The 25,032-nt window shown below is 72.0% G+C and carries 23 protein-coding genes and 1 tRNA gene; 17 read left to right on the top strand and 7 right to left on the bottom strand.

Annotated elements, in window-relative coordinates; genetic code table 11:
- Nucleotides 1-70: 70 nt before the first annotated feature.
- A complete protein-coding gene (locus FHS39_RS01605; protein ID WP_184345928.1) occupies nt 71-916 on the bottom strand; it encodes a lysozyme in 846 nt (281 codons plus the stop codon).
- A 221-nt stretch (nt 917-1,137) separates the two neighbouring features.
- Here FHS39_RS01605 and FHS39_RS01600 point away from each other — a divergent pair, with 221 nt between their 5' ends.
- Nucleotides 1,138-1,632: a MarR family winged helix-turn-helix transcriptional regulator gene (locus FHS39_RS01600; protein WP_343069304.1), complete on the top strand. Its 495-nt coding sequence runs from the start codon at nt 1,138-1,140 to the stop codon at nt 1,630-1,632.
- A 7-nt stretch (nt 1,633-1,639) separates the two neighbouring features.
- Here the strand turns inward: FHS39_RS01600 and FHS39_RS01595 are convergent, their stop codons facing one another.
- Entirely contained in the window at nt 1,640-2,413 is a 774-nt protein-coding gene (locus tag FHS39_RS01595; RefSeq protein ID WP_184345926.1) for a protein phosphatase 2C domain-containing protein, read from the bottom strand.
- A 166-nt stretch (nt 2,414-2,579) separates the two neighbouring features.
- On the opposite strand from FHS39_RS01595, the gene FHS39_RS01590 reads away from it, so the two are divergent.
- Genes FHS39_RS01590 through FHS39_RS01570 form a run of 5 tightly spaced genes read left to right on the top strand, consistent with a single transcriptional unit; the run spans nt 2,580 to nt 8,100 of the window.
- Nucleotides 2,580-5,225, top strand: a complete 2,646-nt coding sequence (locus FHS39_RS01590) for a nitrate- and nitrite sensing domain-containing protein (protein WP_184345925.1) — start codon at nt 2,580-2,582, stop codon at nt 5,223-5,225.
- 26 nt (nt 5,226-5,251) lie between these two features.
- Nucleotides 5,252-5,785 (top strand): roadblock/LC7 domain-containing protein, encoded by a 534-nt coding sequence (locus FHS39_RS01585; protein ID WP_343069303.1) that lies wholly within the window; start codon nt 5,252-5,254, stop codon nt 5,783-5,785.
- Nucleotides 5,782-6,213 carry a DUF742 domain-containing protein gene (locus tag FHS39_RS01580; RefSeq protein ID WP_184345923.1) on the top strand — a complete coding sequence of 144 codons (432 nt, stop codon included), beginning with the start codon at nt 5,782-5,784 and terminating at the stop codon, nt 6,211-6,213. The genes FHS39_RS01585 and FHS39_RS01580 overlap by 4 nt, the downstream gene beginning before the upstream one ends.
- Nucleotides 6,194-6,826, top strand: a complete 633-nt coding sequence (locus FHS39_RS01575) for an ATP/GTP-binding protein (RefSeq protein ID WP_184345922.1) — start codon at nt 6,194-6,196, stop codon at nt 6,824-6,826. Before FHS39_RS01580 ends, FHS39_RS01575 begins: the two co-directional genes overlap by 20 nt.
- 8 nt (nt 6,827-6,834) lie before the next feature.
- Nucleotides 6,835-8,100 carry a styrene monooxygenase/indole monooxygenase family protein gene (locus FHS39_RS01570; RefSeq protein ID WP_184345921.1) on the top strand — a complete coding sequence of 422 codons (1,266 nt, stop codon included), beginning with the start codon at nt 6,835-6,837 and terminating at the stop codon, nt 8,098-8,100.
- A 7-nt stretch (nt 8,101-8,107) separates the two neighbouring features.
- Here FHS39_RS01570 and FHS39_RS01565 read toward each other — a convergent pair whose 3' ends face one another.
- The 4 genes from FHS39_RS01565 to FHS39_RS01550 all read right to left on the bottom strand — a co-directional run bounded on the left by FHS39_RS01565 (nt 8,108) and on the right by FHS39_RS01550 (nt 11,534).
- Nucleotides 8,108-9,256, bottom strand: a complete 1,149-nt coding sequence (locus FHS39_RS01565) for a C40 family peptidase (protein WP_343069302.1) — start codon at nt 9,254-9,256, stop codon at nt 8,108-8,110.
- A 110-nt stretch (nt 9,257-9,366) separates the two neighbouring features.
- Nucleotides 9,367-9,672, bottom strand: coding sequence for a hypothetical protein (locus FHS39_RS01560; RefSeq protein ID WP_184345920.1), 306 nt, complete (start codon nt 9,670-9,672; stop codon nt 9,367-9,369).
- A gap of 62 nt (nt 9,673-9,734) precedes the next feature.
- Nucleotides 9,735-10,472: a TetR/AcrR family transcriptional regulator gene (locus FHS39_RS01555; RefSeq protein WP_184345919.1), complete on the bottom strand. Its 738-nt coding sequence runs from the start codon at nt 10,470-10,472 to the stop codon at nt 9,735-9,737.
- A gap of 111 nt (nt 10,473-10,583) precedes the next feature.
- Nucleotides 10,584-11,534: an AurF N-oxygenase family protein gene (locus FHS39_RS01550; protein ID WP_184345918.1), complete on the bottom strand. Its 951-nt coding sequence runs from the start codon at nt 11,532-11,534 to the stop codon at nt 10,584-10,586.
- Between the two features lie 195 nt (nt 11,535-11,729).
- Between FHS39_RS01550 and FHS39_RS01545 the strand changes: the two genes are divergently transcribed.
- Both FHS39_RS01545 and FHS39_RS01540 read left to right on the top strand, forming a co-directional pair.
- Nucleotides 11,730-12,851, top strand: coding sequence for a ferritin-like domain-containing protein (locus FHS39_RS01545; RefSeq protein WP_184345917.1), 1,122 nt, complete (start codon nt 11,730-11,732; stop codon nt 12,849-12,851).
- 163 nt (nt 12,852-13,014) lie between these two features.
- Nucleotides 13,015-13,818, top strand: coding sequence for a polysaccharide deacetylase family protein (locus tag FHS39_RS01540; protein WP_246469751.1), 804 nt, complete (start codon nt 13,015-13,017; stop codon nt 13,816-13,818).
- 65 nt (nt 13,819-13,883) lie between these two features.
- Here FHS39_RS01540 and FHS39_RS01535 read toward each other — a convergent pair.
- Nucleotides 13,884-13,955: transfer RNA gene (locus FHS39_RS01535), tRNA-Arg, on the bottom strand.
- 121 nt (nt 13,956-14,076) lie between these two features.
- Here FHS39_RS01535 and FHS39_RS01530 point away from each other — a divergent pair.
- From FHS39_RS01530 to rpmE, 9 genes are all read left to right on the top strand, one after another.
- On the top strand, nt 14,077-14,568 hold the full coding sequence (locus tag FHS39_RS01530; RefSeq protein ID WP_184345916.1) for a response regulator: 492 nt from the start codon (nt 14,077-14,079) through the stop codon (nt 14,566-14,568).
- Between the two features lie 70 nt (nt 14,569-14,638).
- Nucleotides 14,639-15,460: an ArgS-related anticodon-binding protein NrtL gene (gene nrtL / locus FHS39_RS01525; protein ID WP_184345915.1), complete on the top strand. Its 822-nt coding sequence runs from the start codon at nt 14,639-14,641 to the stop codon at nt 15,458-15,460.
- A 14-nt stretch (nt 15,461-15,474) separates the two neighbouring features.
- Nucleotides 15,475-16,869, top strand: coding sequence for a diaminopimelate decarboxylase (gene lysA, locus FHS39_RS01520; RefSeq protein ID WP_184345914.1), 1,395 nt, complete (start codon nt 15,475-15,477; stop codon nt 16,867-16,869).
- 134 nt (nt 16,870-17,003) lie between these two features.
- Nucleotides 17,004-18,305, top strand: coding sequence for a homoserine dehydrogenase (locus FHS39_RS01515; protein ID WP_184345913.1), 1,302 nt, complete (start codon nt 17,004-17,006; stop codon nt 18,303-18,305).
- Nucleotides 18,306-18,340: 35 nt separating this feature from the next.
- Nucleotides 18,341-19,432, top strand: a complete 1,092-nt coding sequence (gene thrC, locus FHS39_RS01510) for a threonine synthase (RefSeq protein WP_184345912.1) — start codon at nt 18,341-18,343, stop codon at nt 19,430-19,432.
- 336 nt (nt 19,433-19,768) lie between these two features.
- Nucleotides 19,769-20,683, top strand: coding sequence for a homoserine kinase (thrB, locus tag FHS39_RS01505; RefSeq protein ID WP_184345911.1), 915 nt, complete (start codon nt 19,769-19,771; stop codon nt 20,681-20,683).
- A gap of 422 nt (nt 20,684-21,105) precedes the next feature.
- Nucleotides 21,106-23,148 carry a transcription termination factor Rho gene (gene rho, locus FHS39_RS01500; protein WP_184345910.1) on the top strand — a complete coding sequence of 681 codons (2,043 nt, stop codon included), beginning with the start codon at nt 21,106-21,108 and terminating at the stop codon, nt 23,146-23,148.
- Nucleotides 23,149-23,469: 321 nt separating this feature from the next.
- A complete protein-coding gene (locus tag FHS39_RS01495; RefSeq protein ID WP_246469748.1) occupies nt 23,470-24,585 on the top strand; it encodes an LCP family protein in 1,116 nt (371 codons plus the stop codon).
- A 154-nt stretch (nt 24,586-24,739) separates the two neighbouring features.
- Entirely contained in the window at nt 24,740-24,964 is a 225-nt protein-coding gene (rpmE, locus tag FHS39_RS01490; RefSeq protein ID WP_184345909.1) for a 50S ribosomal protein L31, read from the top strand.
- Nucleotides 24,965-25,032 lie beyond the last annotated feature (68 nt).

The raw sequence follows: 25,032 nt of genomic DNA, 5'->3' as shown, positions 1-25,032 counted from the left end.
GAGGCATGGCTGTGGGCCCCCGGCGCCGATGCGCCGGGGGCCCGGTGCCCGTGCCGGGGACCCGACCGCGTCAGCCGTTGGCGAGAGCTTGGAGCCTGCTCAGCGAACCGTTGAAGCGGTTGTGGTCACCGACGGTCGGGCCCGAGTCGGTGTACTGCCATATCGTGTGGAAGTCCCAGCCGTAGGGGAGTTCCCCCGCCGAGGAGGAGTACCGCGGAATCCACAGCGGATTCACCGAGCCGAAGCCACCGTTGTTGCCGGTGCACTTCTTCCACCAGGTGGTGGAGGTGTAGATCACCGCGTCCCGCCCGGTGCGGTAGCGGTACTGGTCGACGAAGTCGCCGATCCATCTGACCAGCTCGGACGCGCTCATGTCGTAGCACGTGTCGCCGTACGGGTTGTACTCCATGTCGAGTACGCCCGGCAGCGTCCTGCCGTCCCGCGACCAGCCACCGCCGTGGTCGGCGAAGTAGTTCGCCTGGGAGGTGCCGCTGGAGTTGTCGGGGAGGGCGAAGTGGTACGCGCCTCGGATCATGCCCCTGTCGTAGGAGCCGTTGTACTGCTGGGTGAAGTAGGGATTGGTGTAGCTCGTGCCCTCGGTGGCCTTGGCGTAGGCGAAGCGCACGCCGCTGTTCCACAGTGAGGACCACGAGACGCTGCCGTTGTGACTGCTGACGTCGACGCCCTCGACGGACGCCGTCAGCTGTGCGGCGGCGGACGGCCCCGCGCCGTCCTCGTGAGCGCGGATGGTGACGCCCATCCAGTCCCGGTCGGGGTGGACGGGCCGTTTGACCCCGCCCGCCGTGGCGGTGCCGGGCAGAGTGACGAGTAAGGCTAGTACGGCCAGGAGCGAGATGAGGCCGGCCGCCAGTGTGGGGGGAATTCGGCGGGCTCGGCCGGAGTGGTGCTCGGGCATGACGTGCCTCCGAGGCCATGGTGGGGGGAATGGAGCCGCGGCGCAATGCACGCCGCATTGGTGTGACCATGTCATTTATGAAGCTACGGGCGTAGATGTGCCCCGCGATAGAGGCCCGGGGTGCTGCCGTTGGTCTAATCCTGCGAAATACTGTCCGAACTGCGGCGACGAAACGCCGTGTGTTTAAGTTTTCAGCGAATGAAAGCCGGAGAGGTCCTGACGTGCAACAGACCAGCGCCCCGCCCCCCGAGGAAGGCGGTCCGGGTTCCGCGGACGGCAGTGGTGTGGACCACCCCTTCCTCGCCCTGGAGCGCGAACTGTCCGTCTTCCTGCGCCGGGCCCGCGCCTCCTCCGGCGAGATGGCCCGCGAGGTCCACCCCGAGCTCGAGCCCGCCGCCTACGGGCTGCTCGTCCGTCTGGTGGACGCCGGGCAGCAGCGCGCCACCGACCTCGCCGCCTACTTCGGCGTCGGCAAGGCCACCATGAGCCGCCAGCTGCGCGCCCTGTGCGACCTCGGCCTCGTCACCCGCGCCCCGGACCCGGCCGACGGCCGGGCATCCCTGGTCGAGCTCACCGACGAGGGCCGTGAGCGCTTCACCCGGGTGCGCGACGCCCGGCGCGCGCAGTACATGCGCAAGCTCGCCGCCTGGGACCTCGCCGAAATCGCCGAGCTGGCCCGGCTGCTCCACCAGATGAACGAGAGCGCCGAGTCCTGACCGCGGCTCACAGCTCGGCGTAGAGCACCGCCGCGTCGTCGTGCGTCTTGCCGCGGCGGAACGCCCGCCGCTCGGGGTCCGCCAGCTCCGCAGAACGCACCCGGTCCACCAGCGCCTGCGGCCCCTCCTTCGCCAGCACGGCGAGGCACTGAGCCCAGCCGCCCGCACGGAACACCTCCACCCAGCGGGCCGCCCCGTCGGTGAGCGCCGCCAGGGCCCGTACGTCCGTACGCGCCGTGCTGCCCGTCACCGCGCGGGCGGCCGCGGCCGGGTCGGCCGCCGCCGTGAAGAAGCCCCCCTCGGCATTGCGCCGGGCGTCCGTCACCCGCTCCACGGCGGCCAGTTGGGCGATGCGGTCGTCCAGCACGGCCGCCACCGAGCCGTCCACGCCCTCGATCAGCAGCACCGAGTCGGACAGCACCAGGTGCTCCACCCGCTGCTCGTCCCAGCGCGCCACCACGACCGTGGCCTGCGGGGTGCGCCGGTGCGACAGGTCGCACCCCTCGCCGTGCGCCTGCGCGGTCCGGGCGATCGCCTCCGACAGACACTGCTCCAGTGTCAGCTCACGCTGGGAGACCGCGAGTTCGAGCAGGGCGCCGCCCAGCCGCGCCGTGAACCACGCGACCGTATGCACACACCCCGTGACCCCGTCCGGCGGTGGCGTCACACCGTCCAGCAGCACCAGGGCGCCCCCGGCCCCCGAAGCGGGCACGGCAACTGACGCGAAATCCTCGTTTGGACGGCCCGGATCCCCTGGCTGAGTGGCGAGTTCGATGCGCATGCGGCCAGTGTGCCGGATGCCCGAATTTCCCCGGCCATTGGCGCGCATCCTTCCGGCGGGCCAGGCGGTTTACGTGGTGGGGCACTTGCCGGGGGGATGCGCGGCGGGTGCCACCGGGCAAGGGGCCACCAGAGGTGGGACGGACGACTGCAGATTGTGAGCACCGGTGCGAAAGAAGCGGCTTCGCGGCGGCCAGCGCGAACAGCAGACCACAGGCGTACCGGAGCGCACCGCCCGGGTGAGCAACCGGCTCGTCGCCTCCGTCACGTTCGTCTCGCTGACGGTGCTCGGCGCGAGCGCCTTCGGCGTCGCCGACGCCATACGCGACCTCTCCGAATCCCGCAGACTGGCCCAGCTCGCGACCACCGGCAGCGCCGCCGTGGCGCTCGCCCACTCCTTGGCCGACGAGCGTGACGCCATGACGGAGTACGTGGCGGGCGGCCGCGGCGCGGCGGCCACCGACGCCTCCGGCACCCCGGCCGCCACCGGCGTCACCGAGGACCAACGCGCCCGCGTGGACCGGCAGATCGCGGAGTTCCGCGCCTCGGCGTCGCCTTCCGTGCGCAGCCGGCTCGACGGGCTGCCCGAGGTGCGCCGACGCGTGCTGGCCGGGCCCGGCGACGCCCTGGCCGCCTTCACCGCCTACACCGCCGCCGTGCAGGCCCTGCACCAGACGGCGGCGACCCTCGCCCACCGGCTGCCGGCCCGCGCCCAGGACGCCGAGGGTGCGGCCCTGCCCCCGCTCGGCCGCGCCGTCGAGCAGGCCTCCGCCACCCGCGCCCTGCTGCTGGGCGCACTCGCCGCGCACGACGGCCAGGACGCGCTCGCCACCGGCGCCAAGACCGCCCGCGTACGGGAACAGGCCGCGCTCGCCGACTTCCGCCAGCTCGCCCCGGCCACCCTGTGCGAGGAGTACGCCCACACGGTCACCGGCCCCCAAGTCGCCGCCGCCGAGGCGCGGCTGGACCGGCTCGCCGTCAGGCCGCAGACCACGGCGGCCGAGGCGGCACAGCAGGGCCCCCTGCGGGCCGCCCTGACCACCCGCATCGAGCAGATGCGCGGCGTCGAATCCACCCTCGCCACCGAGGAGATGGCCCGCCTCGCCCGGCTGCGCGACCACGACACGGTCGCCCTGGAAGTGCGCGGCGCGCTGGCCGGGCTGTGCTTCCTGCTCGTCCTCGGCACCGGCATCCAAGCCGCCCGCTCCGTCACCCGCCCGCTGGCCGCCCTGCGGCTCGGCGCCCGCCGGGTGAGCGCCGACCCGCTGCACCAGGAGCCCGTCTCCTTCACCGCCGGCCGCGACGACGAATTCGCCGAAGTCGTCCGCTCGGTCAACGTCCTGCACGGCGCGGTCGTCCGGCAGCGCGAGCGCATGACCCTGCTGGAAGGCGAGCGCACCCGCCTCGACGGCGCCCGGCAGGACCTCGCCGAGGAGCGCGACGCACTGCGCGTGCGCCACCACGAGCTCGCCGAGCGGCTGGAGGGCCTCTCGGGCCGGTTGCACGCCACCTTCGTCAGTCTCTCCCGGCGCACCCTCGGCCTCGTCGAGCGCCAGCTGACCGTCATCGAGTCCATGGAGGCCCACGAGGCGGACCCCGACCGCCTGGAGGTGCTCTTCAAGCTCGACCACCTCGCCACCCGGATGCGCCGCCACAACGAGAACCTGCTGGTCCTCGCCGGTGCCGAACACCGCAGCGGGCACGTCGGCGCCGTACCCCTGCTGGACGTCCTGCGCGCGGGCGTCAGCGAGATCGAGCGCTACGAGCGCGTGCGCATCCACTCCCTCCCGGCGCGCGCCCAGGTCGCCGGCTTCGCCGCCGACGACGTCAGCCACCTGGTGGCCGAACTCCTGGAGAACGCCACGGTGTTCTCCCCGCCCGACGCGGCCGTGCAGGTCTCCGGCTGGCTCCTGGAGAACGGCGAGGTCATGCTCTCCGTCCAGGACGAGGGCATCGGCATGGCCCCCGAGCGGCTGGACGAGCTCAACGCCCTGCTCGCCGAGGCCGACCCGGACCCCCAGCGCCGAGGGGACCCCTCCGCCCTCGGCCGCCGGATGCCCCCGGCGGCCGGTCAGGAACAGCCCGTCATGGGCCTCGGCCTGTACGTCGTCGCACGCCTCGCCGCACGCCACGGGGTGCGGGTGCAGCTGCGCGAGCAGCGGCCCGGCGGCATCACGGCCGTCGTGGTCCTGCCCAGCCACATCCTGCCCGCCGACCCCCCGGCGATGAGCGACGGCGGCACCGCCGGACACATCCCCGGCCCGGCGCTGCGGGTGGACATGCCCGGAGCCGTCGCCGAGGCCAACTCCCATACGCTTCCGGGCCGCCCCTACCGCCCGGCCGACGCACCACCGCCCCGGCCCACGGGCGCGATGGACGACGAGACCATCCAGCTCTCCACGGTGAAGAGGAGCGACCTCCGGTACGGCGCCGGCCGCCACGCGCGCCCGGCCCACCCGGCCGCGTCCCCGCCGGCCCCGCGCCGCGAGGCCGCACCCGCCCGCGAGGCGGCACCGGCGCCCGGCCCGCTCACCGGCGGCCCCGTCCCCACGCCCCCGGTCTCCGGCCCCGTCACGGGCAACGGACTGCCCAAGCGCACCCCCCGCGTCGTGGGGCAGAAGCCGGTGCCGCTGACCGTGCGGCAAGGCGTCGACGCGGAGGCGCTGCGCCGCAAGCTCGCGGGCTTCCAGCAGGGCGCACGGAACGGACGCCTGGACGCCGAGGCCGAGTTGACCGGCCGCGAACGTGGTACTGATCGGAATCGAGCAGGGGCGCCGGACGAGGGCGGCACTGTCGAGGAGGCACGCGGTTGACTGCAATTCCCCGGGGGGCGACCCCCGTGAGCCCCGCCGGCACCACGGGCGTGACCGCCTATGGGCTGAGCGACGAAGCCCGCAATCTGCACTGGCTGCTGACCGACCTGGTCGAGGAGGTGCCCGGCGTGCTGTCCGTCGCCGTGGTCTCCTCCGACGGCCTGCTGCTGCTCTCCTCCGCGGCCGAGTACGGGGAGCACCGCGAGTGCCCGGACCACCCGGCCGGGCACCCCGCGCCGCACAGCGGCAGAAGCGAGGAGGGCCCGCGCGGCTCCACCGCCGACCTCGCCACGATCGTCGCGGGGCTCGGCAGCCTGACCACGGGCGCGGCCGCCCTGATGGACGGCGGCACGGTCAAACAGACGATGGTCGCGATGGAGGGCGGCGGCCTGTTCGTCATGACCATCAGCGACGGCTCGCTGCTGGGCGTCCGCACGGCACCCGACTGCGACATGAGCGTCGTCGCCTACCACATGGCCCTCTTCGTCGGCCGCGCCGGACACGTCCTGACGCCCGAACTCCGCAGGGAGCTCCGGCAGTCCGTGGAGGCGGCCGGATGACGGCCGCGGGGACCCTGCGGGGCGGCCGGGCCGGCACGGCACCGGACGGCTGCCAGGCCGCGCGTGTGCGCCCGTACTCGCTCACCGGCGGGCGCACCCGCTTCGGCCACGTCCTGCTCGTCGAGACCTTCGTGGCGGCCCTGGACGCCTGGGAGGAGGAGCAGGAGCGGGCGGACGGCGGCACGGGCCCGGCCCCGCTCGCGGCCCGGGTCGTGCCCGAGGTCCGCGCCATCGTCGGGCTGTGCCGCAGACTGCGCTCGGTCGCCGAGGTGTCCGCGCTGCTCAAGATGCCGCTCGGCGTCGTGCGCGTCCTCCTCGGCGACCTCGCCGACCAGGGAAGGATCCGCGTCTACGGCACCGGTTACCCGGACGGCCGGCCCGACCGCGCACTGCTCGAAAGGGTGCTGAGTGGACTACGCAGGCTCTGACACGACCACGGGAGCCCCCATCCCCGGCCAGGCACGCAGCTGGCAGACCGACCTCTCCCGGGCCCCCTCCGTCACGAAGATCGTCATCGCGGGCGGCTTCGGCGTCGGCAAGACCACCTTCGTCGGCTCCGTCTCCGAGATCACCCCGCTGCGCACCGAGGCCGTGATGACGACCGCGGGCGAAGAGGTGGACGACCTCTCCGACGTCCCCGACAAGTCGACGACCACGGTCGCCATGGACTTCGGCCGGATCACCCTCGAAGCCGACCTGGTGCTCTACCTCTTCGGCACGCCAGGCCAGAAGCGCTTCTGGTTCATGTGGGACGACCTGGTGCGCGGCGCCATCGGCGCGGTCGTGCTGGTCGACACCCGGCGGCTCGCGGACTGCTTCCCCGCGCTCGACTACTTCGAGAGCGGCGGCCTGCCCTACGTCGTGGCCGTCAACCACTTCGAGGGCACGCCCCGCTACGCGCCGGAGGCGGTGCGCGAGGCGCTCTCGCTCGCCGCGGACGTGCCGGTCGTCGTCATGGACTCCCGCGACCGCATCACCGTCGTCGAGACGCTGCTGACCCTGGTGGGGCGGGCCCTGCTGGTCACGGCCGAGCGGAGCTGAGCGGCACCATGCGCAGGATCCTGATAGTCGGAGCCGGCCAGTCCGGCCTGCAGCTGGCCCTCGGCCTCCAGGCCAAGGGGTACGACGTCACCGTCGTCTCCAACCGTGCGCCCGAGGAGATCCGCGCCGGACGCGTGATGTCCACCCAGATCATGTTCCGCACGGCCCTGCATTACGAGCGCGAACTGGGCCTGAACTTCTGGGAGTCGCTCGCCCCGCCCGCGCTGGGCCTCGGCGTCTCGGTCGCCGGGAACGTCCCCGGGATGCCCGGCATCCGCCGCCTCGTCGACTGGGTGGGCCGGCTCGACGGCTACGCCCAGTCCGTCGACCAGCGGGTGAAGATGCCGGGCTGGCTGGAGACCTTCGCCGAGCGCGGCGGACGGCTCGTCGTCCACGGGGTGACCGTCTCCGACCTGGACTTCCTCGCGCCCCGCTACGACCTGGTGCTGGTCGCGGCGGGCAAGGGCGAGCTGGTCTCGCTCTTCGCCCGCGACCCGGCCCGCTCCCCGTACACCACGCCCCAGCGCTCGCTCGCCCTCGCCTACGTCCACGGCCTGGGCCCGCGCCCGGAGCACCCCGAGTACGACGCGGTGCGCTGCAATCTGGTGCCGGGCGCCGGGGAGCTGTGGGTCATCCCCACGCTCACCACCTCCGGCCGCGCCGACATCCTCTTCTGGGAGGGCGTCCCGGGCGGCCCCCTCGACGTCTTCCAGGACGTCGAGGGCCCCGGCGAGCACCTGACGCGCACCCTGGAACTGCTGGAGTGGTTCGCCCCGTGGGAGTACGGGCGCGCCACCGCCGTGGAGCTCACCGACGCGGGCGCCACCCTGGCCGGGCGGTACACCCCGGCCGTCCGCGACCCGGTGGGGCGGCTGCCGTCCGGCAGCCCGGTGCTCGGCGTCGCGGACGCGGTCGTCGTCAACGACCCCTTGACCGGGCAGGGCTCCAACTCGGCCGCCAAGTGCGCCGCTTCGTACCTCGCCTCGATCGTCGAGCGCGGCGAGGAGCCCTTCGACGCGGAGTGGATGCGGGGCGCCTTCGAGCGGTACTGGGCCACGGCACGGCACGTCACCCGGTGGACCAACGCCATGCTGGCGCCCACCGCCGGGCACGTGCGCAGCCTGCTCGGGGCGGCGGGCGGGCTGCAGCCGGTCGCGGACCGGTTCGCCAACGGCTTCGACGACCCCTCGGACTTCGAGGACTACTTCTTCGACGCCGCGAAGGCCGAGGCGTACGTGACGCAGGTGGCGGCCGCGGCCGCCACCAGGGGCTGATGCCCGGCTACCGTCCGGGCGCCCCCGCCGACCCGTACCCGGCGTCGGAGCCGGACCCGGCCCCCTCCGGCAGCGCCGGCGGCACGTACGAGGCCAGCGACGCCTGGCCCGCGTCCGGACGGACGGCGCCCAGCAGTGGGTTGGCGGCGATCGGGGACACCTTGACGTAGCCGCCGGGCCGGGGCGCCTGCACCACCTGTCCGTTGCCGATGTAGAGCGCGACGTGCGTGGCGCCCTCGAAGTAGATGATCAGGTCGCCGGGGCGCAGCTGGCTCAGCGGCACCCTCGGCAGGCTCTTCCACTGCTCCTGGCTGGTGCGCGGGATCTCGTCCCCCGCGTGCGCCCACGCCTGGGAGGTCAGGCCGGAGCAGTCGAAGGCGTCCGGCCCCGCCGCGCCCCAGATGTACGGCTTGCCGATCTGCCGGAACGCGTACTCCAGCGCCCTGCCGCCCGCCGCGGAGGGGGTGCGGGAGCCGCCGAGCGTACCGGAGGAGAGCAGCTTCGCCTGGGCCGCGCCGATGTCCTTCTGCTCCAGCCGCCGCAGCTCGGCGAGCTGCTCGCCGGTGAGCGAGGACAGCAGCCGCTCGACCTCGTCGAGCCGCTTGCGCACGTCGTCGCGCTGCCGCTTCTGGGTGGCGGCCAGGGCCTGCTGGACGTTGAGCGCGTCGCGGGCCTGCGAGGCGAGCTTCGCCGTCCGGCTGGCGCCCGCGGAGAGCCGGTCCACGGTGGTGGCCCGCCGCCCGGCGGCGCGGTTGATCTCGTGGCCCTGGTCCAGGGCCTGCTGGGGGTCGCCGCTGAGCAGGAACCGCATGTACGGGGAGAGGGCGCCGCCGCCCCCCGTGCGGTACTGCTCTCTGGCGAGTCTGCCCGCGTCGTTGCGGCCGGCGTTGAGGGCGATGCGGGCGGTGGCGAGGTCCTCGCCGAGCCGGTCGACCTCGGTGCGCTGCTTCTTGAGCTTCTCCTCGGTCGCGTTGTATGTCTCGGTGGCCTCCTCGGCCTTCCGGTACAGCGTCTGGAGCCGGTTCAGCAGCGCGCTGACCGTCTGGCCGGGCGGCGCGGCGGGGGCCGCGGCCACCGGCTGCGCGGGCAGGGCGAGCGCCGCACCGACGGCCATCACCGCCGCCGTGCAGACCGACCGCACAAACCGTCCTGACACGGGCTCACCTCCGGTAGTGGGCAGGGCCGCGCGTGATCGTGCCCCGGGAGGGATGGTGCCATGCGCGATATGACTAATGGGAGTGGTGTGGGCGAAACCGCCCAACGTGCTCACTCTCCCGTTGACCCACCGTCACCCGACCGGCCGCCGGGCTTCGCCCACGGCCACTTCGGAAGGTGCCCGCCCGGCTTCCCCTCCGGGTCGAAGGCGTACTTCCACCCCTTGGGCAGCCCCAGCCGCCGCGTGGTGGCCGAGGGCACCCGGCGGTAGACGTACACGGTGGGTGCCCCGCCCTTCTCCGCGGCCGGTACCGGTACCTCGTACGTCTTCGGCGGCAGCCCGTTGAGCCCGACGAGCACCGGCAGTACGCGCCCGTCCAGCGGCCCGCCCTCGAAGTGTGTGTTTTCGCTCCTCACGGAACCAGTCTCCGCCACCCGCCACGGCCGGACGGCAGCAGGTGGCGCGGATACGCTCCCCGTCACCCGGACAGGCCCGGCAGCAGATGCTCCGCCCCCGCCACCACCGGTGCCACCCGGCGGGCCAGGTCGCCCATCGGCCCGTCCGGCGGCTCCAGGGCGAAGGCCGCGCGGGCCACCTCCGCCGTCTGGGGGTCGCTCGCCGCCGTGACGGTCAGCAGGGCCGTGAAGTGGTCGACCAGCCAGTCGCGCAGCTCGGCCGCGGGCGGCCGCTTCCCTTCGTCCAGCCAGATCAGGGAGGCCGCCTCCACGGCCGTGATCCAGGTGCGCACCATCATCCGCAGCCGCGCCCCGGGGTCCGGGACGGACAGGTGCCGGAGGATCTGCCGGGCGGCGGCCCGGCGGACCTCGTCGACGATCGCGCCGGTGCGCGAGGTCTCGGCGACGCTGCCGCCCTGCAGCAGCGCGCTGAACCCCGCGTCGTGCTCGTCGACGAAGGCGAGGTAGCGGTCGAGGACGGCACCCAGGCGGGTGGTCAGCGGGCCGTTCTCCGGTTCGGCGAAGCACAGTTCGAGATCGTTGGCCGCGCTGCGCAGCGCCGCCTCGTACAGCTGGGTCTTGCCGCCGGGGAAGTAGCGGTAGACCAGCGGCCTGGAGACCGCGGCGGCCGCCGCGACGTCGTCGAGGGAGACGTCCTCGGGGGCCCGGTGCGCGAAGAGGCCCAGGGCTGCGGTGATGAGCTGGGCGCGGCGCTCGGCGACGCCGAGCCTGCGGTACGAGGCGGTTCCGCTGCCGGTCATGCACGGCAGGGTAACCGCCAGGCGAGGGGTATCAGGGCGGCGGGTGATCAGGGCGCCTGGGGATCAGGGCGGCGGGCGGTCAATGCGGCGGGTGATCAGGCCGACGGGCCATCAGGCCAGCAGGCCGGAGCTGTGCCACAGCCGGCGGCCGACGCCGCGCAGCACGCCGATCTCGTCCAGGAAGCCGGTCAGCCGCCGGGCGCCCGCCTGCATCACCGCGCGCCGGTGGGCGCTGGCCCTGACCTGGGCGACGGCTGCGCGGCGGTCGAGACCGACGGCGGCGTAGACGGCGGGGTTGACGAAGGCGATGGAGAAGACGCGCGCCGCCTCGCCCGCGCTCACCCGGGTCAGCTCGCGCTCCCAGCGCGGCGCGGTGACCATCTGGCGCCGCAACTCCTCGCGCGCGTAGCGCACGTGCCGGGCCTCCTCCACGACGTGGATGCGGGTGACGCCGCGCACCAGGGGCTGGACGCGCTCGTCGGGGAAGGTCAGCCGCTGCATGTAATCCAGGATCTCCTCGCCGAGGAGGGTGCAGGCGAAGGAGCCGGGTGTGGTGGAGACGGTCTTCAGCACGCGCGCGAGGTTGTGGTGGAGCCGGGAGACCGGGTAGGCGGGGGAGCCGCCGTGCCGGATCAGACGGGCGAACATCGTGGAGTGGCGGCACTCGTCGGCGATCTCGGTGAGCGCGTAGCGGACGTGTGCGCTGGTCACCGGCTTGTCGTAGATGTGTCTGACGAGCAGCTGCATGAGGATGATCTCGAACCAGATGCCCAGCGAGGCGAGCGAGGCCGCCTCGTGCCGGGCCAGTTCCCTGCGCTGCTCCTCCGGCATCCGCCGCCACAGCGGGGTGTCGTAGAGGGAGACGAGCTCGGGGGGCCAGTACCACTTGCCGGGCTCGGGGGGTGCGTCCCAGTCGAGTTCGGTGTCGGGGTCGAAAGAGTGTCTGGCGGATGACTGGAGCAGCCGCTCGGCGACCCGTTCGCGGTCCTGGAGGGGGCCGAGCGCGTCCTGGAGCCGCTGTGGCAGGTGCCGGTCGGGCTGCCGGTCGGGCGCGGTCGTCATGGCCGATTCCACCTATCGTCGGGTTACCCGCGGTACGGTCTTTATGAGACTGCTTGTCAGCAAGGGGCGTCAACCCCCTTGCCGGACCGGCCCCGAGCCCTCACCGGGCCGTCGGGGCACGCTTGTTGACCACGCGGTAACCCCCGTGTGAGCCTGCACAACACCCATGCGTGCAAGGGAACAGGAGGCGCGACGATGTCGACGCGCGAGCTCTACGCACACGACCCGGGCGGCCCGGTCTGGGAGGTCCCGGCCGCCGGAGCGGCCCGTTTCGGCTGGGATTACGACGACGGACGCGAACGGCTGCTCGCCCTCTACCAGAAGGGCAAGGACAAGCAGTGGAATGCCGCCAAGCGCATCGACTGGGACCTGGAGAGCGACCCGTACGACCCGCTCGGCGTGCCCGACGAGAGCCTGGTCGTCCACGGCACCCCGTACTGGGACAAGATGAGCGAGGCCAACAAGCGCGATCTGCGCCGCCGTTACGCCTCCTGGCAGTTCAGCCAGTTCCTCCACGGCGAGCAGGGCGCGCTGGTGTGCGCGAGCCGCATCGTGGAGTCCGTGCCCGACCTCGACGCGAAGTTCTACTCCGCGACCCAGGCCATGGACGAGGCCCGGCACGTGGAGATCTACAGCCGCTTCCTGCACGAGAAGATCGGCCTGCTCTACCCGGTCAACCCCAACTTGCAGTCGCTGCTGGACGACACCCTGCGCGACTCCCGCTGGGACATGCCCTACCTCGGCATGCAGGTCCTCATCGAGGGGCTCGCCCTCGCCGCCTTCGGCATGCTGCGCGACACCACCGGCAAGCCGCTGCCGAAGCAGATCCTCGCCTACATCATGCAGGACGAGGCCCGGCACGTGGCCTTCGGCCGCATGGCCCTGCGCGACTACTACCGGCAACTGTCGGACGTCGAGCTGCGCGAGCGCGAGGAGTTCGTCATCGAGGGCTGCTACCTGATGCGCGACCGGCTGCGCGGCGAGGAGGTGCTCCACGACTTCGGTATCCCGCCCGCCGACGCCGAGGAGCTGTGCGAGCGGTCCGAATTCCTGCAGCTATTCCGCAAGTTGCTGTTCAGTCGCATCGTGCCGTGCGTGAAGGACATCGGCCTGTGGGGCGAGAGGTTGCAGCGGGCCTATGCGGACATGGGCGTCTTCGAACTGGGCGATGCCAACCTCGATCTGCTGATGGCCCAGGACGAGGAGATCGCCGAAGAGCTCGACGCACGGAGGTTCAAGGAAGAGGAGGCCGCGCGCACGGCGGAGGTCGCGGAGGCGATCGCGCAGGGGGCGCGGGAGACGGTCGCGGACGGATAGTCGCGGACGGATAACAAACCTGCGCTTACGAAGGACGTTTCAGTCACTCGGTGCCTGTTTTGCCATGGTTGTGTGAGCGAAGGCTCAATTCGGAACGCCTTGCGGTAGATGGGCGTCTACGCGGGCAGGACACAGGCAGCGGCGCGAGGGGGAGTGGAACGTCATGGCTCGACTGACTGCCCGTAAGCGAAAACTGACGATCGCGGCGGCATCCGTTCTGGCGCTCGCCGGAGTGATATCGGGAACGGTGGCCATGGCCACCCAGGACTCCGGCGGCGCACCGGGGCACGCCCGGGGCCCGTCCCCGGACGGCAGGGCCGGCACCCCCGGCATACCGAGCGCCTCCGTCTCCCGTGGCCCGGTCTCCCCGGAGATCTCCCACGACGCGGAGGACCCGGGCAAGGTCGTCAACCTCACCATCGACGACGGCCCGGACCCGGTGTGGACGCCCAAGGTGCTGGACGTCCTCAAGAAGTACGGCGCCAAGGCCACGTTCTGCATGATCGGCCCGCAGGCGAAGGCCCGCCCGGACCTCGTCAAGAAGGTCCTGGCCGCCGGCCACCGGCTCTGCGACCACTCGGTGGACCACAACACCGCGATGGACAAGCGCTCCGAGGACTACCAGCGGCAACAGATCCTCGACGCCCAGAAGATGATCGAAGACGCCGCGGGCCCGGGCGTCCCGGTGCTCTACTACCGGGCCCCCGGCGGCGCGTTCACCCCCTACAGCCGCAAGCTCGCCGCGGACCACGGCATGCGGCCGCTCGGCTGGAACGTCGACACCCACGACTGGCAGCGCCCCGGCACGGAGCGCATCGTGGAAACGGTCGAAAAGGAACTGCGCGAAGGCCCCACCATCCTCTTCCACGACGGCGGCGGCGACCGCAGTCAGACGGTCGCGGCTCTGGAGGAAACCCTGCCGTGGCTGAAGAACCAGGGGTACGGCTTCAGCTTCCCCAAATCCTGAAAACGCGAAGACCCCGGCCTCAGCGTTTCCGCTGGTGACGGGGTCTTTGGGCACCTTATGCAAGGTGCCCCCGGCAGGATTCGAACCTGCGCACACGGCTCCGGAGGCCGTTGCTCTATCCCCTGAGCTACGGGGGCGTGTCCGCCGCGTTTCTGCGGCGACGGGAAGAACATTACCAGCTACCCGAGGGTGTCCGGCAACGGGTGATCGTCGGGCGGTGGGGGAGGGGAGGGGAAAGCTCGCTCGGGCGGGGTGGAAGTGGGGAAAACCCGGACGCAGGGCGGGGGGCGCGCCTACTCTCGGGGTGTGCCTGGCTTGTCCGGCCGGGTCCTTGTTGTCGACGACAACAGGGTCATCCGGCAGTTGATTAGGGTCAACCTCGAGCTCGAAGGCTTCGAGGTCGTGACCGCGGCCGATGGTGCCGAGTGCCTGGAGATCGTGCACCGGGTCCGGCCCGACGTGGTGACCTTGGACGTCGTCATGCCCCGGCTCGACGGGCTGCATACCGCCGCGCGGCTGCGTGCCGACGCGCGGACCCGGGACATACCCATCGCGATCATCAGCGCCTGCACCCAGTTCGAGGTGGACGGCGGGCGCTCCGCCGGGGTGGATGTCTTCCTCGCCAAGCCCTTCGAGCCCGCCGAGATGGTGCGGATCGTACGGGCGCTGGCCCGCCGCTGCGGGGGAGAGGGCGAGCAGGAGCAGGCCGCCCCCGGCGATGCCGAACCGGTGGTCCGTCACGCGGGATGAAACCGCGGATGAAACCTGCGGATGAAACCTGTTCGCGGAGTGACCCCCCTCCTCCCCTAGGCTTGCTCCCGTGACACCCGCCGATCTCACCCGCACCGTGTTGCACACCGTGCGCTGCGCCGTCGAGGCCGACGAGCTGCGCGCCGCCGTGCCCACGCGGGTCACCGTGCGGGTGCCGCCCCGTCCGGGATGCGGGGACTACGCGACCAACGTCGCCCTCCGGCTCGCCAAGGACACCGGCCGGCCCGCCCGCGAGATCGCCGAAGTGCTGCGCCGCCGCCTGGCCCGCGAGCCCGGCATCGCCCGGGTCGAGATCGCTGAACCCGGCTTCCTCAACATCACCTTGCAGGGCTCCTCCTACGTACGGCTGGTGCGCGGCATCCTCGACGGGGAGGGCGCCCCCGGCGAGAGCCTCCCGCTGCACCCCGACCCCGGCCTCGTACGCCGGCTCGGGCCGGACGCCGCGCGGTGGGCGCAGGTCAGCCCGCCCGGACTCGACCACGACCTGCTCCTCGTCCAGCGCGAGAGCAACCCCCTCTTCCGCGTCCGCTACGCCCACGCCCGCACCCGCGCCCTGCTGCGCAACGCCCGTGACCTGGGCTTCGAGCCACTGCCCGGCGAGCTCGACGACAGCGCCGCCGCCCCCCTCCTCGCCGCCCTCGGCGACCACCCCCGCATCACCGCCACCCGCGCCCCCGACCGGCTCGCCCGGCATCTGGAGAGAGCCGCCGACGCGTTCCTGCGGTGGCAGGCGGACAGTCCCACGCTCCCCCGCGGGGACGAGAAACCCTCGGCCGTTCACCGCGCCCGCCTGGCCCTCGCCGAGGCCACGGGCAAGGTGCTCGCCGACGGCCTGACCCAGCTCGGCATCACCGCACCCGCACATCTCTGAGGGGACAGCCACTCATGAGCCGCTCCGCCCACCCCGCCGGACCCCGCTACGCCGACGTGCTGCACGAGGGCCACTACACCCCGCCGCCCGCCGACCTCAACGCCCTCGACCCGCGCGTGTGGTCCCGCACGGTCACCCGGAACGCCGACGGCGTCGTGACCGTGGGCGGCCGCAGCGTCACCGAGCTCGCCGAGGAGTTCGGCACCCCCGCCTACTTCCTCGACGAGAGCGACTTCCGGGCCCGCTGCCGTGCCTGGCGCGACGCCTTCGGGCCCGAGGCCGACGTCTTCTACGCGGGCAAGGCCTTCCTCTCCCGCGCCATCGTGCGCTGGCTCAAGGAGGAGGACCTCAACCTCGACGTCTGCTCCGGCGGCGAGCTCGCCACCGCCCTCGACGCCGGAATGCCCGCCGAGCGCATCGCGCTGCACGGCAACAACAAGTCCACCGAGGAGATCACCCGCGCCGTGGAGGCCGGGGTCGGGCGGATCGTCCTCGACTCCTTCCAGGAGATCGTGCGCGTCGCGCACATCGCCGAGCGGCTCGGCAAGCGGCAGCGCGTCCAGATCCGGGTGACCGTCGGCGTCGAGGCGCACACCCACGAATTCATCGCCACCGCCCACGAGGACCAGAAGTTCGGCCTCGCGCTCGCCGGCGGGCAGGCCGCGGAGGCGGTCCGCAGGGCGCTCAAGCTCGACGGCCTGGAGCTGGTGGGCATCCACTCCCACATCGGCTCGCAGATCTTCGACATGGCCGGATTCGAGGTCTCCGCCCGCCGCGTGGTGCAGCTGCTCGCCGAAGTCCGCGACGAGCACGGCGTCGAGCTCCCCGAGATCGACCTCGGCGGCGGCCTCGGCATCGCCTACACCTCCGAGGACGACCCGCGCGAGCCGCACGAGATCGCCACGGCCCTGCGCACCATCGTCACCCGCGAGTGCGCGGCCGCCGGCCTGGCCGTACCGCGGATCTCGGTGGAGCCGGGCCGGGCCATCGTCGGCCCCACGGCCTTCACGCTCTACGAGGTGGGCACGGTCAAGGAGCTCCCGGGCCTGCGGACGTACGTCAGCGTCGACGGCGGCATGTCCGACAACATCCGTACCGCGCTCTACGACGCCGAGTACTCCGTCGCCCTGGTCTCCCGCAGCTCCACCGCCGAGCCGATGCAGGTCCGCGTCGTCGGCAAGCACTGCGAGTCCGGCGACATCGTCGTGCGCGACGCCTTCCTCCCCTCCGACGTGGCCCCCGGCGACCTGCTCGCCGTCCCCGCCACCGGCGCGTACTGCCGCTCGATGGCGAGCAACTACAACCACGCGCTGCGCCCGCCCGTCGTCGCCGTCCCCGAGGACGGCAAGGCGCGCGTCATCGTCCGGCGCGAGACGGAGGAGGACCTCCTCCGCCTGGACGTCGGCTGACGACCAAAGAAAGCCGACCGAAGAAAGCCGGCGAAAGAAAACGGAAACAACGGTCTCGGATACTGGACCGGGGGACGAAACCCCCGTCCGGTGAGTGAGACTGGTGTACCACCGAAGACGAGAAACGAGGTCGGATGATGCGTACGCGTCCGCTGAAAGTGGCGCTGCTGGGCTGTGGAGTGGTCGGCTCCGAGGTGGCGCGCATCATGACGACGCACGCGGACGACCTCACGCAACGCGTCGGCGCCCCGGTCGAGCTCGCCGGGATCGCCGTCCGGCGCCCCGGCCGGGTCCGGGACGGGGTGCCCGCGGAGCTGATCACCACCGACGCCACCGCGCTCGTCAAACGCGGCGACATCGACGTGGTCGTCGAGGTCATCGGCGGCATCGAGCCGGCCCGTGCGCTGATCACCGCCGCCTTCGAGCACGGCGCCAGCGTCGTCTCCGCCAACAAGGCGCTGCTCGCCCAGGACGGCGCCGCCCTGCACGCGGCGGCCGAGCAGCACGGCGCGGACCTCTACTACGAGGCCGCCGTTGCGGGCGCCATCCCGCTGGTGCGCCCGCTGCGCGAGTCCCTCGCGGGCGACAAGGTGAACCGGGTGCTGGGCATCGTCAACGGCACCACCAACTTCATCCTCGACAAGATGGACTCCAGCGGCGCGGGCTACTCCGAGGCGCTGGACGAGGCCACCGCGCTCGGCTACGCCGAGGCCGACCCGACGGCCGACGTCGAGGGCTTCGACGCCGCCGCCAAGGCCGCGATCCTCGCCGGGATCGCCTTCCACACCCGGGTGCGCCTCGACGACGTCTACCGCGAAGGCATGACGGAGGTCACCGCCGCGGACTTCGCTTCCGCGAAGCAGATGGGCTGCACCATCAAGCTGCTGGCCATCTGCGAGCGGGCCGCCGACGGGCGGTCGGTCACCGCCCGGGTGCACCCGGCGATGATTCCGCTGGGCCACCCGCTGGCCTCCGTGCGCGAGGCGTACAACGCGGTGTTCATCGAGGCCGAGGCGGCCGGGCAGCTGATGTTCTACGGTCCGGGCGCGGGCGGTTCGCCGACCGCCTCGGCGGTTCTCGGCGACCTCGTCGCGGTCTGCCGCAACAAGCTCGCCGAGTCCACCGGACCCGGCGAATCCGCTTACACCCGGCTGCCGGTGAGCCCGATGGGCGAGGTGGTCACGCGCTATCACATCAGCCTCGACGTCGCCGACAAGCCCGGCGTCCTGGCCCAGGTCGCCACCGTCTTCGCCGAGCACGGCGTCTCCATCGACACCGTCCGCCAGCAGGGCAAGGACGGCGAGGCGGCCCTCGTCGTGGTCACCCACCGGGCCGCCGACGCCGCCCTGTCGGCGACGGTCGAGGCGCTGCGCAAGCTGGACACGGTGCGCGGGGTGGCGAGCATCATGCGGGTCGAAGGCGAAAAGGGCGAGTAGGGCGAGCACGCCCAGCCAAGGGAGTTACGAAAGCAATGTCTGCCAACATCAGCCGCTCCGGCGCCTCGGGCACCCATCAGTGGCGCGGCATCATCGAGGAATACCGCGACCGTCTCCCGGTCACCGCCGAGACGCCGGTCGTCACGCTCCGCGAGGGCGGCACCCCGCTCGTGCCCGCGCAGGTGCTCTCCGAGCGCACCGGCTGCGAGGTCCACCTCAAGGTCGAGGGCGCCAACCCCACGGGCTCCTTCAAGGACCGCGGCATGACGATGGCCATCACCCGCGCCAAGGAGGAGGGTGCCAAGGCCGTCATCTGCGCCTCCACCGGCAACACCTCCGCCTCCGCGGCGGCCTACGCCGTACGCGCCGGCATGGTCTGCGCCGTGCTGGTGCCGCAGGGAAAGATCGCGCTCGGCAAGATGGGCCAGGCGCTGGTGCACGGCGCCCGCATCCTCCAGGTCGACGGCAACTTCGATGACTGCCTGACGCTGGCCCGCTCGCTCTCCGACAACTACCCGGTGGCGCTGGTCAACTCGGTCAACCCGGTCCGCATCGAGGGACAGAAGACCGCGGCCTTCGAGATCGTCGACGCGCTCGGCGACGCCCCCGACATCCATGTGCTGCCGGTGGGCAATGCGGGCAACATCACGGCCTACTGGAAGGGCTACCGCGAGTACGCCGCGGACGGCATCGCCTCCCGCACCCCGCGCATGTGGGGCTTCCAGGCCTCGGGTTCGGCGCCCATCGTGCGCGGCGAGCCGGTGAAGGACCCGCACACCATCGCCACCGCGATCCGCATCGGCAACCCCGCCTCCTGGCGCTTCGCCGAGCAGGCGCGCGACGAGTCGGGCGGCCTCATCGACGAGGTGACCGACCGCCAGATCCTCGCCGCCTACCGGCTGTTGGCCTCGCAGGAGGGCGTCTTCGTCGAGCCCGCCTCGGCGGCCGGCGTGGCCGGTCTGCTCAAGGCGGCCGAGCAGGGCAAGGTGGACCCGGGCCAGCGCATCGTCTGTACGGTCACGGGCAACGGCCTCAAGGACCCGGACTGGGCGGTGGCCGGTGCGCCGCAGCCGCTCACTGTCCCGGTGGACGCGGCGACCGCCGCCCGGAGCCTGGGCCTGACCTGACGGCCGTGCGCCTTCGCGTCGCCGCCCCGCGGCGACACGGCGGCGCACAGCACGACCCGGGAATTCCCGGACGGGCCGAATCCGGCCCGTTCGGGGCGGTTCCGGGGGCGCCAGGGGGCATGAAAACGGCCCACCTTGCCGCAAACCCGGCGCGCCGCAGGCGACACGCATCGTGCGCCTCCCGTGCGCCCTATGTCGCCACAGAACCTTCCTTCGATAGGCTGTGCTCACACCGCCCCGCCGCAGACCGTGCCGCCCTCCACGCGGCATTGCCGTCACGGCCCTTGCGGATGTCGCACGCCATGCCAAGGCCACACCAAGGAGAGTCATCGAGCGATGGCCGGTCCCGCGTTCCGCGCCGCCGCCGTCCGAGTGCGCACCCCTGCCACCAGCGCAAATCTCGGTCCCGGCTTCGACGCCCTCGGTCTGTCCCTGGGCCTCTACGACGATGTCGTCGTCCGGGTGGCCGAATCCGGTTTGCACATCGACATCGCCGGCGAGGGTGCCGAGACGCTGCCGCGTGACGAGAGCCATCTGCTCGTACGCTCCCTGCGCACCACCTTCGACCTGCTCGGCGGGCAGCCGCGCGGCCTGGAGGTCGTCTGCGCCAACCGCATTCCGCACGGCCGGGGGCTCGGTTCCTCCTCCGCCGCGATCTGCGCGGGCATCCTCGCGGCCCGCGCGGTGACCATAGGCGGCGCCGAGAGGCTCGACGAGGCGGCCATGCTCGAGCTGGCCACCGAAATCGAGGGCCACCCCGACAATGTCGCCGCGTGCCTTCTCGGCGGATTCACCCTGGCCTGGATGGAGTCCGGAGTCGCCCGGGCCATTCGGATGGACCCGGCGGATTCCATCGTTCCGGTGGTCTTCGTGCCGTCCAGAGCCGTGCTGACCGAAACCGCGCGCGGGCTGTTGCCGCGCAGCGTCCCCCATGCGGACGCGGCCGCCAACGCCGGGCGCGCGGCGCTGCTCGTCGAGGCCCTGACCAGGCGCCCCGAGCTGCTGCTGCCGGCCACCGAGGACCGGCTCCACCAGGAATACCGCGCTCCGGCGATGCCGGAGAGCGTGGCCCTGGTCAACCGACTGCGGGCGGACGGCGTTCCCGCAGTCATCTCCGGCGCGGGCCCCACGGTGCTCGCGCTGGTCGAGGACGGTGCGGCCGACAAGGTCGCACGACTGGCGGGAGAGGGCTGGGCGGCCAACCGGCTGACCCTCGACGCCGGGGGGACGAGCGTGCTGCCGCTCGCCTGACCAGTGGTGTCCGGGGTGCGGCCCCGGACCCGCGAAAAACGCGGTTGCCGTTCTTGGAGAGGGGGAATGTTTGTGGGATCCGGTAGTGTTAACCTCAAGTCTGCACTCGAAGCCACATCGGCTCGGTGTTGTGTGTCCCGATCAGGGACCGCTTTTCTTCCGGGAGCCTCCCAAACTGCCTGAGCAGCCTGCCTGAGCAGCTTCGAGCACGCTCCGGAATCGGCGTGGGCGACATGAGTGAAGCGTTTATGTCGTGTCCTTCTCTCATTCTTCACGTCGGCACCAATGCACTGAATTCTTCCGCCGTATAACACCGGCGGACCACCGCCCCGGCCCGGTCCGCATACAAGGACCGCAGCCGGACAGCACGACCGGTCGCCGAGCCAGACAGGCCGACGCCCGCTCCAGGGAAGGACCCCTTCGTGAGCGACACCACCGATCTGATGGGCGTGACCGCCGACAGCTCTTCTGTCGGCAATGCCTCCGCGCCCGCCACGGACGCTCCCGCCGCGCCTGCCACCGGTGCTGCCACCGCCCCCAAGCGGCGCCGCTCGGGCACGGGCCTCGACGCCATGGTCCTGGCCGAGCTCCAGCAGCTCGCTTCCGGCCTCGGCATCAAGGGCACCGCGCGGATGCGCAAAGGCCAGCTGATCGAGGTCATCAAGGAGAGGCAGGCCGGCGGTTCCGCCGCGCCCGCCAAGACCGCCGAGCCGGCCGCTGCGGCCGCCGAGACCAAGCCGAAGCGCCGTGCGACCTCCAAGGCCCGTACGGGTGAGGCCGCGGCCGAGAAGTCCGCCGAGAAGGCCGCTGCCCAGCAGCAGATCGAGATCCCGGGCCAGCCGGGCGGCGACGAGGCTCCGGCGGGCGAGCGCCGCCGCCGTCGTGCCACCGCGCCCACCGGCAGCCCCGAGCCGGTCGCCGAGGCCGCTCGCACCGAGGTCCGTACCGAGGAGCGCGCCGAGGCCAAGGCCGAGACGGCGCTCGACGGCGCCGAGGGCAAGGCCGCCAAGGGCGGCGAGCGCCAGGAGCGCGGCCAGAAGGGCGAGCGCCGCGAGCGTGGCGAGCGTGGCGAGCGTGGCGAGCGTGGCGAGCGTGGCGAGCGCCAGCGCGACCGTGACCGCCGTGACCGCCGTGACGGCGACGCCGGCCAGCAGGGCGCGGGCCGTCAGCAGCAGCGCGACGCCGGCCGTGGCCCCCAGGGCGGTCCGCAGGACGAGGACGACTTCGAGGGCGGCCGTCGTGGCCGTCGCGGCCGCTACCGCGACCGCCGTGGCCGCCGTGGCCGCGAGGACTTCGCGGGCGAGCCGCAGGTCTCCGAGGACGACGTCCTGATCCCGGTCGCGGGCATCCTGGACATCCTCGACAACTACGCCTTCATCCGTACCTCCGGCTACCTGCCGGGCCCGAACGACGTCTACGTCTCCCTGGCCCAGGTCCGCAAGAACGGCCTGCGCAAGGGTGACCACGTCACCGGTGCGGTCCGTCAGCCGAAGGACGGCGAGCGGCGCGAGAAGTTCAACGCCCTCGTCCGTCTGGACTCGGTGAACGGCATGGCGCCCGAAACCGGCCGCGGCCGCCCCGAGTTCGGCAAGCTCACCCCGCTCTACCCGCAGGACCGCCTGCGGTTGGAGACGGACCCGGGCGTGCTGACGACCCGCATCATCGACCTGGTCGCCCCCATCGGCAAGGGCCAGCGCGGTCTGATCGTGGCCCCGCCGAAGACCGGCAAGACCATGATCATGCAGGCGATCGCCAACGCGATCACCACCAACAACCCCGAGTGCCACCTGATGGTCGTCCTGGTCGACGAGCGTCCGGAAGAGGTCACCGACATGCAGCGGTCGGTCAAGGGCGAGGTCATCTCCTCGACCTTCGACCGTCCGGCCGAGGACCACACCACCGTCGCCGAGCTCGCCATCGAGCGTGCCAAGCGCCTGGTGGAGCTGGGCCACGACGTGGTCGTCCTGCTGGACTCGATCACCCGTCTGGGCCGCGCCTACAACCTGGCCGCCCCGGCCTCGGGCCGCATCCTCTCCGGTGGTGTCGACTCCACCGCGCTCTACCCGCCGAAGAAGTTCTTCGGTGCCGCGCGCAACATCGAGGACGGCGGCTCGCTGACCATCCTGGCCACCGCGCTGGTCGAGACCGGCTCGCGCATGGACGAGGTGATCTTCGAGGAGTTCAAGGGCACCGGCAACATGGAGCTCAAGCTCGACCGGAAGCTCGCCGACAAGCGCATCTTCCCGGCCGTGGACGTGGACCCCTCCGGCACCCGCAAGGAGGAGATCCTGCTGGGCAGCGAGGAGCTGGCCATCGTCTGGAAGCTCCGCCGGGTGCTGCACGCGCTCGACTCGCAGCAGGCCATCGAGCTGCTTCTCGACAAGATGAAGCAGACGAAGTCCAACGCCGAGTTCCTGATGCAGATCGCGAAGACCACGCCCGCCCCGGGCAACGGCAACGACTGATCCGCAAGGACCGCACGGCAGACCTCCCCGTCACCTCGGTGACGGGGAGGTTTTGCTTTGTGCTCGCGCGGTGCTCGACCCGTCGTGATCTTTCCGTGACAATCTGAGATTTGTGCCACAGGCCTCCCGGCCGTCCCGGGCCGGGTCCGGCGTCGGTGATCTCGGCGAAACCGCAGGTGGTGGCGGGTTCCGAGGTCCGGCACTCACTCTTTCGAGGGGGTCGGTTTTAAGACGGCTCTAAGAATCCCCTGTGCAACCCTGGCGCAAGCTACCCCGTCTGAAAGGGGCAGCGACAGGAGCAGCGCAAGGATCGAGGAGCACATGGCCGACGACAGCATGAGCACGCCGACGGGTTCCGCCCGTCGCCGTGCGGGCGGGCGCGGCCGTCGACGCAAGCCCCCCGTCCGCCGCAAGGGCTGGCGAATAGCCATCTGGAGCCTGGCGGCCCTGGTGGTGCTCGGCGGCACCGGGCTGGGCTTCCTCTACTTCAAGCTCAACGGCAACCTCAACAGCGTCGACATCAACGCGGCGCTGGGCAAGGACCGCCCGGTGAACGTCGACAACGGCTCGCAGGACATCCTCGTCCTCGGCTCCGACTCCCGGGCCGGCGCCAACGGAAAGTACGGCCGGGACGAGGGCAGCTCCCGCTCCGACACCGCGATGATCGTCCACATCTATGCGGGTCACAAGCAGGCCAGCGTGGTCAGCATCCCGCGCGACACCATCGTCCCGCGCCCCTCGTGCACCACGCCGGAGGGCAAGACCAGTCCGGCCGTGAAGCACGCGCAGTTCAACGAGGCGTTCACGGTGGGCGGCGCGGCCTGTGCGGTCAAGACCGTCGAGGCGATGACCGACATCCGCATGGACCACTACCTGGAGGTCGACTTCGCCGGCTTCCAGAAACTGATCGACAAGCTGGGCGGCGTCGAGGTCACCACCACCAAGCCCATCCACGACAAGTGGAGCCACCTCGACCTGTCCGCGGGCACCCACACCCTCGACGGCGAGCAGTCCCTCGGCCTCGTGCGCACCCGCCACGGCGTCGGCGATGGCAGTGACCTGGGCCGGATCAAGCTCCAGCAGGCCTTCATCAAGGCACTGATGAACCAGGTGAAGTCCGTCGGCATGTTCAGCAGCCCCACCAAGCTCTACGGGCTGGCCGACACCGCCACCAAGGCCGTCACCACCGACCGCGAGCTGGGCTCGCTCGAGAAGCTGTACTCCTTCGCGAGCGGACTCAAGGGCATCGGCTCCAGCGACATGCACATGGTGACGCTGCCGGTGGGCGACGACCCCGTCGACCACAACCGCGTGATCCCGGTCCCCGAGGCCAGCGCGCAGATCTGGAAGGCGCTCCGCGCCGACCAGCCCATCCCCGAGTCCGCCGTCAAGGCGGGAGCGGGCGCCACCACGGACGCCGACGGCGTCGTGAAGTAGCCGTCCCCCCGGCCCGGAACCGGGGGGAATAACCGGCCGCCACCCCCCGTTTTGGGGGATACGGCCAGTACTGGCAGACTGGTACGTCGGCCCCGGTTCACGTAAGGCAATCCCGCCTCTACGACCCGGTGCCCTCCCGAAACTAGGAGATCCCTTGAAGCGCGACATCCACCCGGAGTACGTCGACACCCAGGTCAGCTGCACCTGTGGCGCCTCCTTCACCACCCGTAGCACCGTCGCCGACGGCACCATCCGTGCCGACGTGTGCTCCGAGTGCCACCCGTTCTACACGGGCAAGCAGAAGATCCTCGACACCGGTGGCCGTGTGGCGCGGTTCGAGGCCCGCTTCGGCAAGAACGCCGGGTCGGCCAAGAAGTAGCGACCCGCAGCGCCGGTTCCCGGTCGTCCCGCGCACGCGCGGGCGACCCGGACCGGCGCTTTGTCGTC

The sequence above is a fragment of the Streptomyces olivoverticillatus genome, assembly GCF_014203555.1.
Lineage (GTDB): Bacteria > Actinomycetota > Actinomycetes > Streptomycetales > Streptomycetaceae > Streptomyces > Streptomyces olivoverticillatus.
Note: the sequence above shows the minus strand (reverse complement) of the source record. Positions and strands in the feature narration are given on the sequence as shown.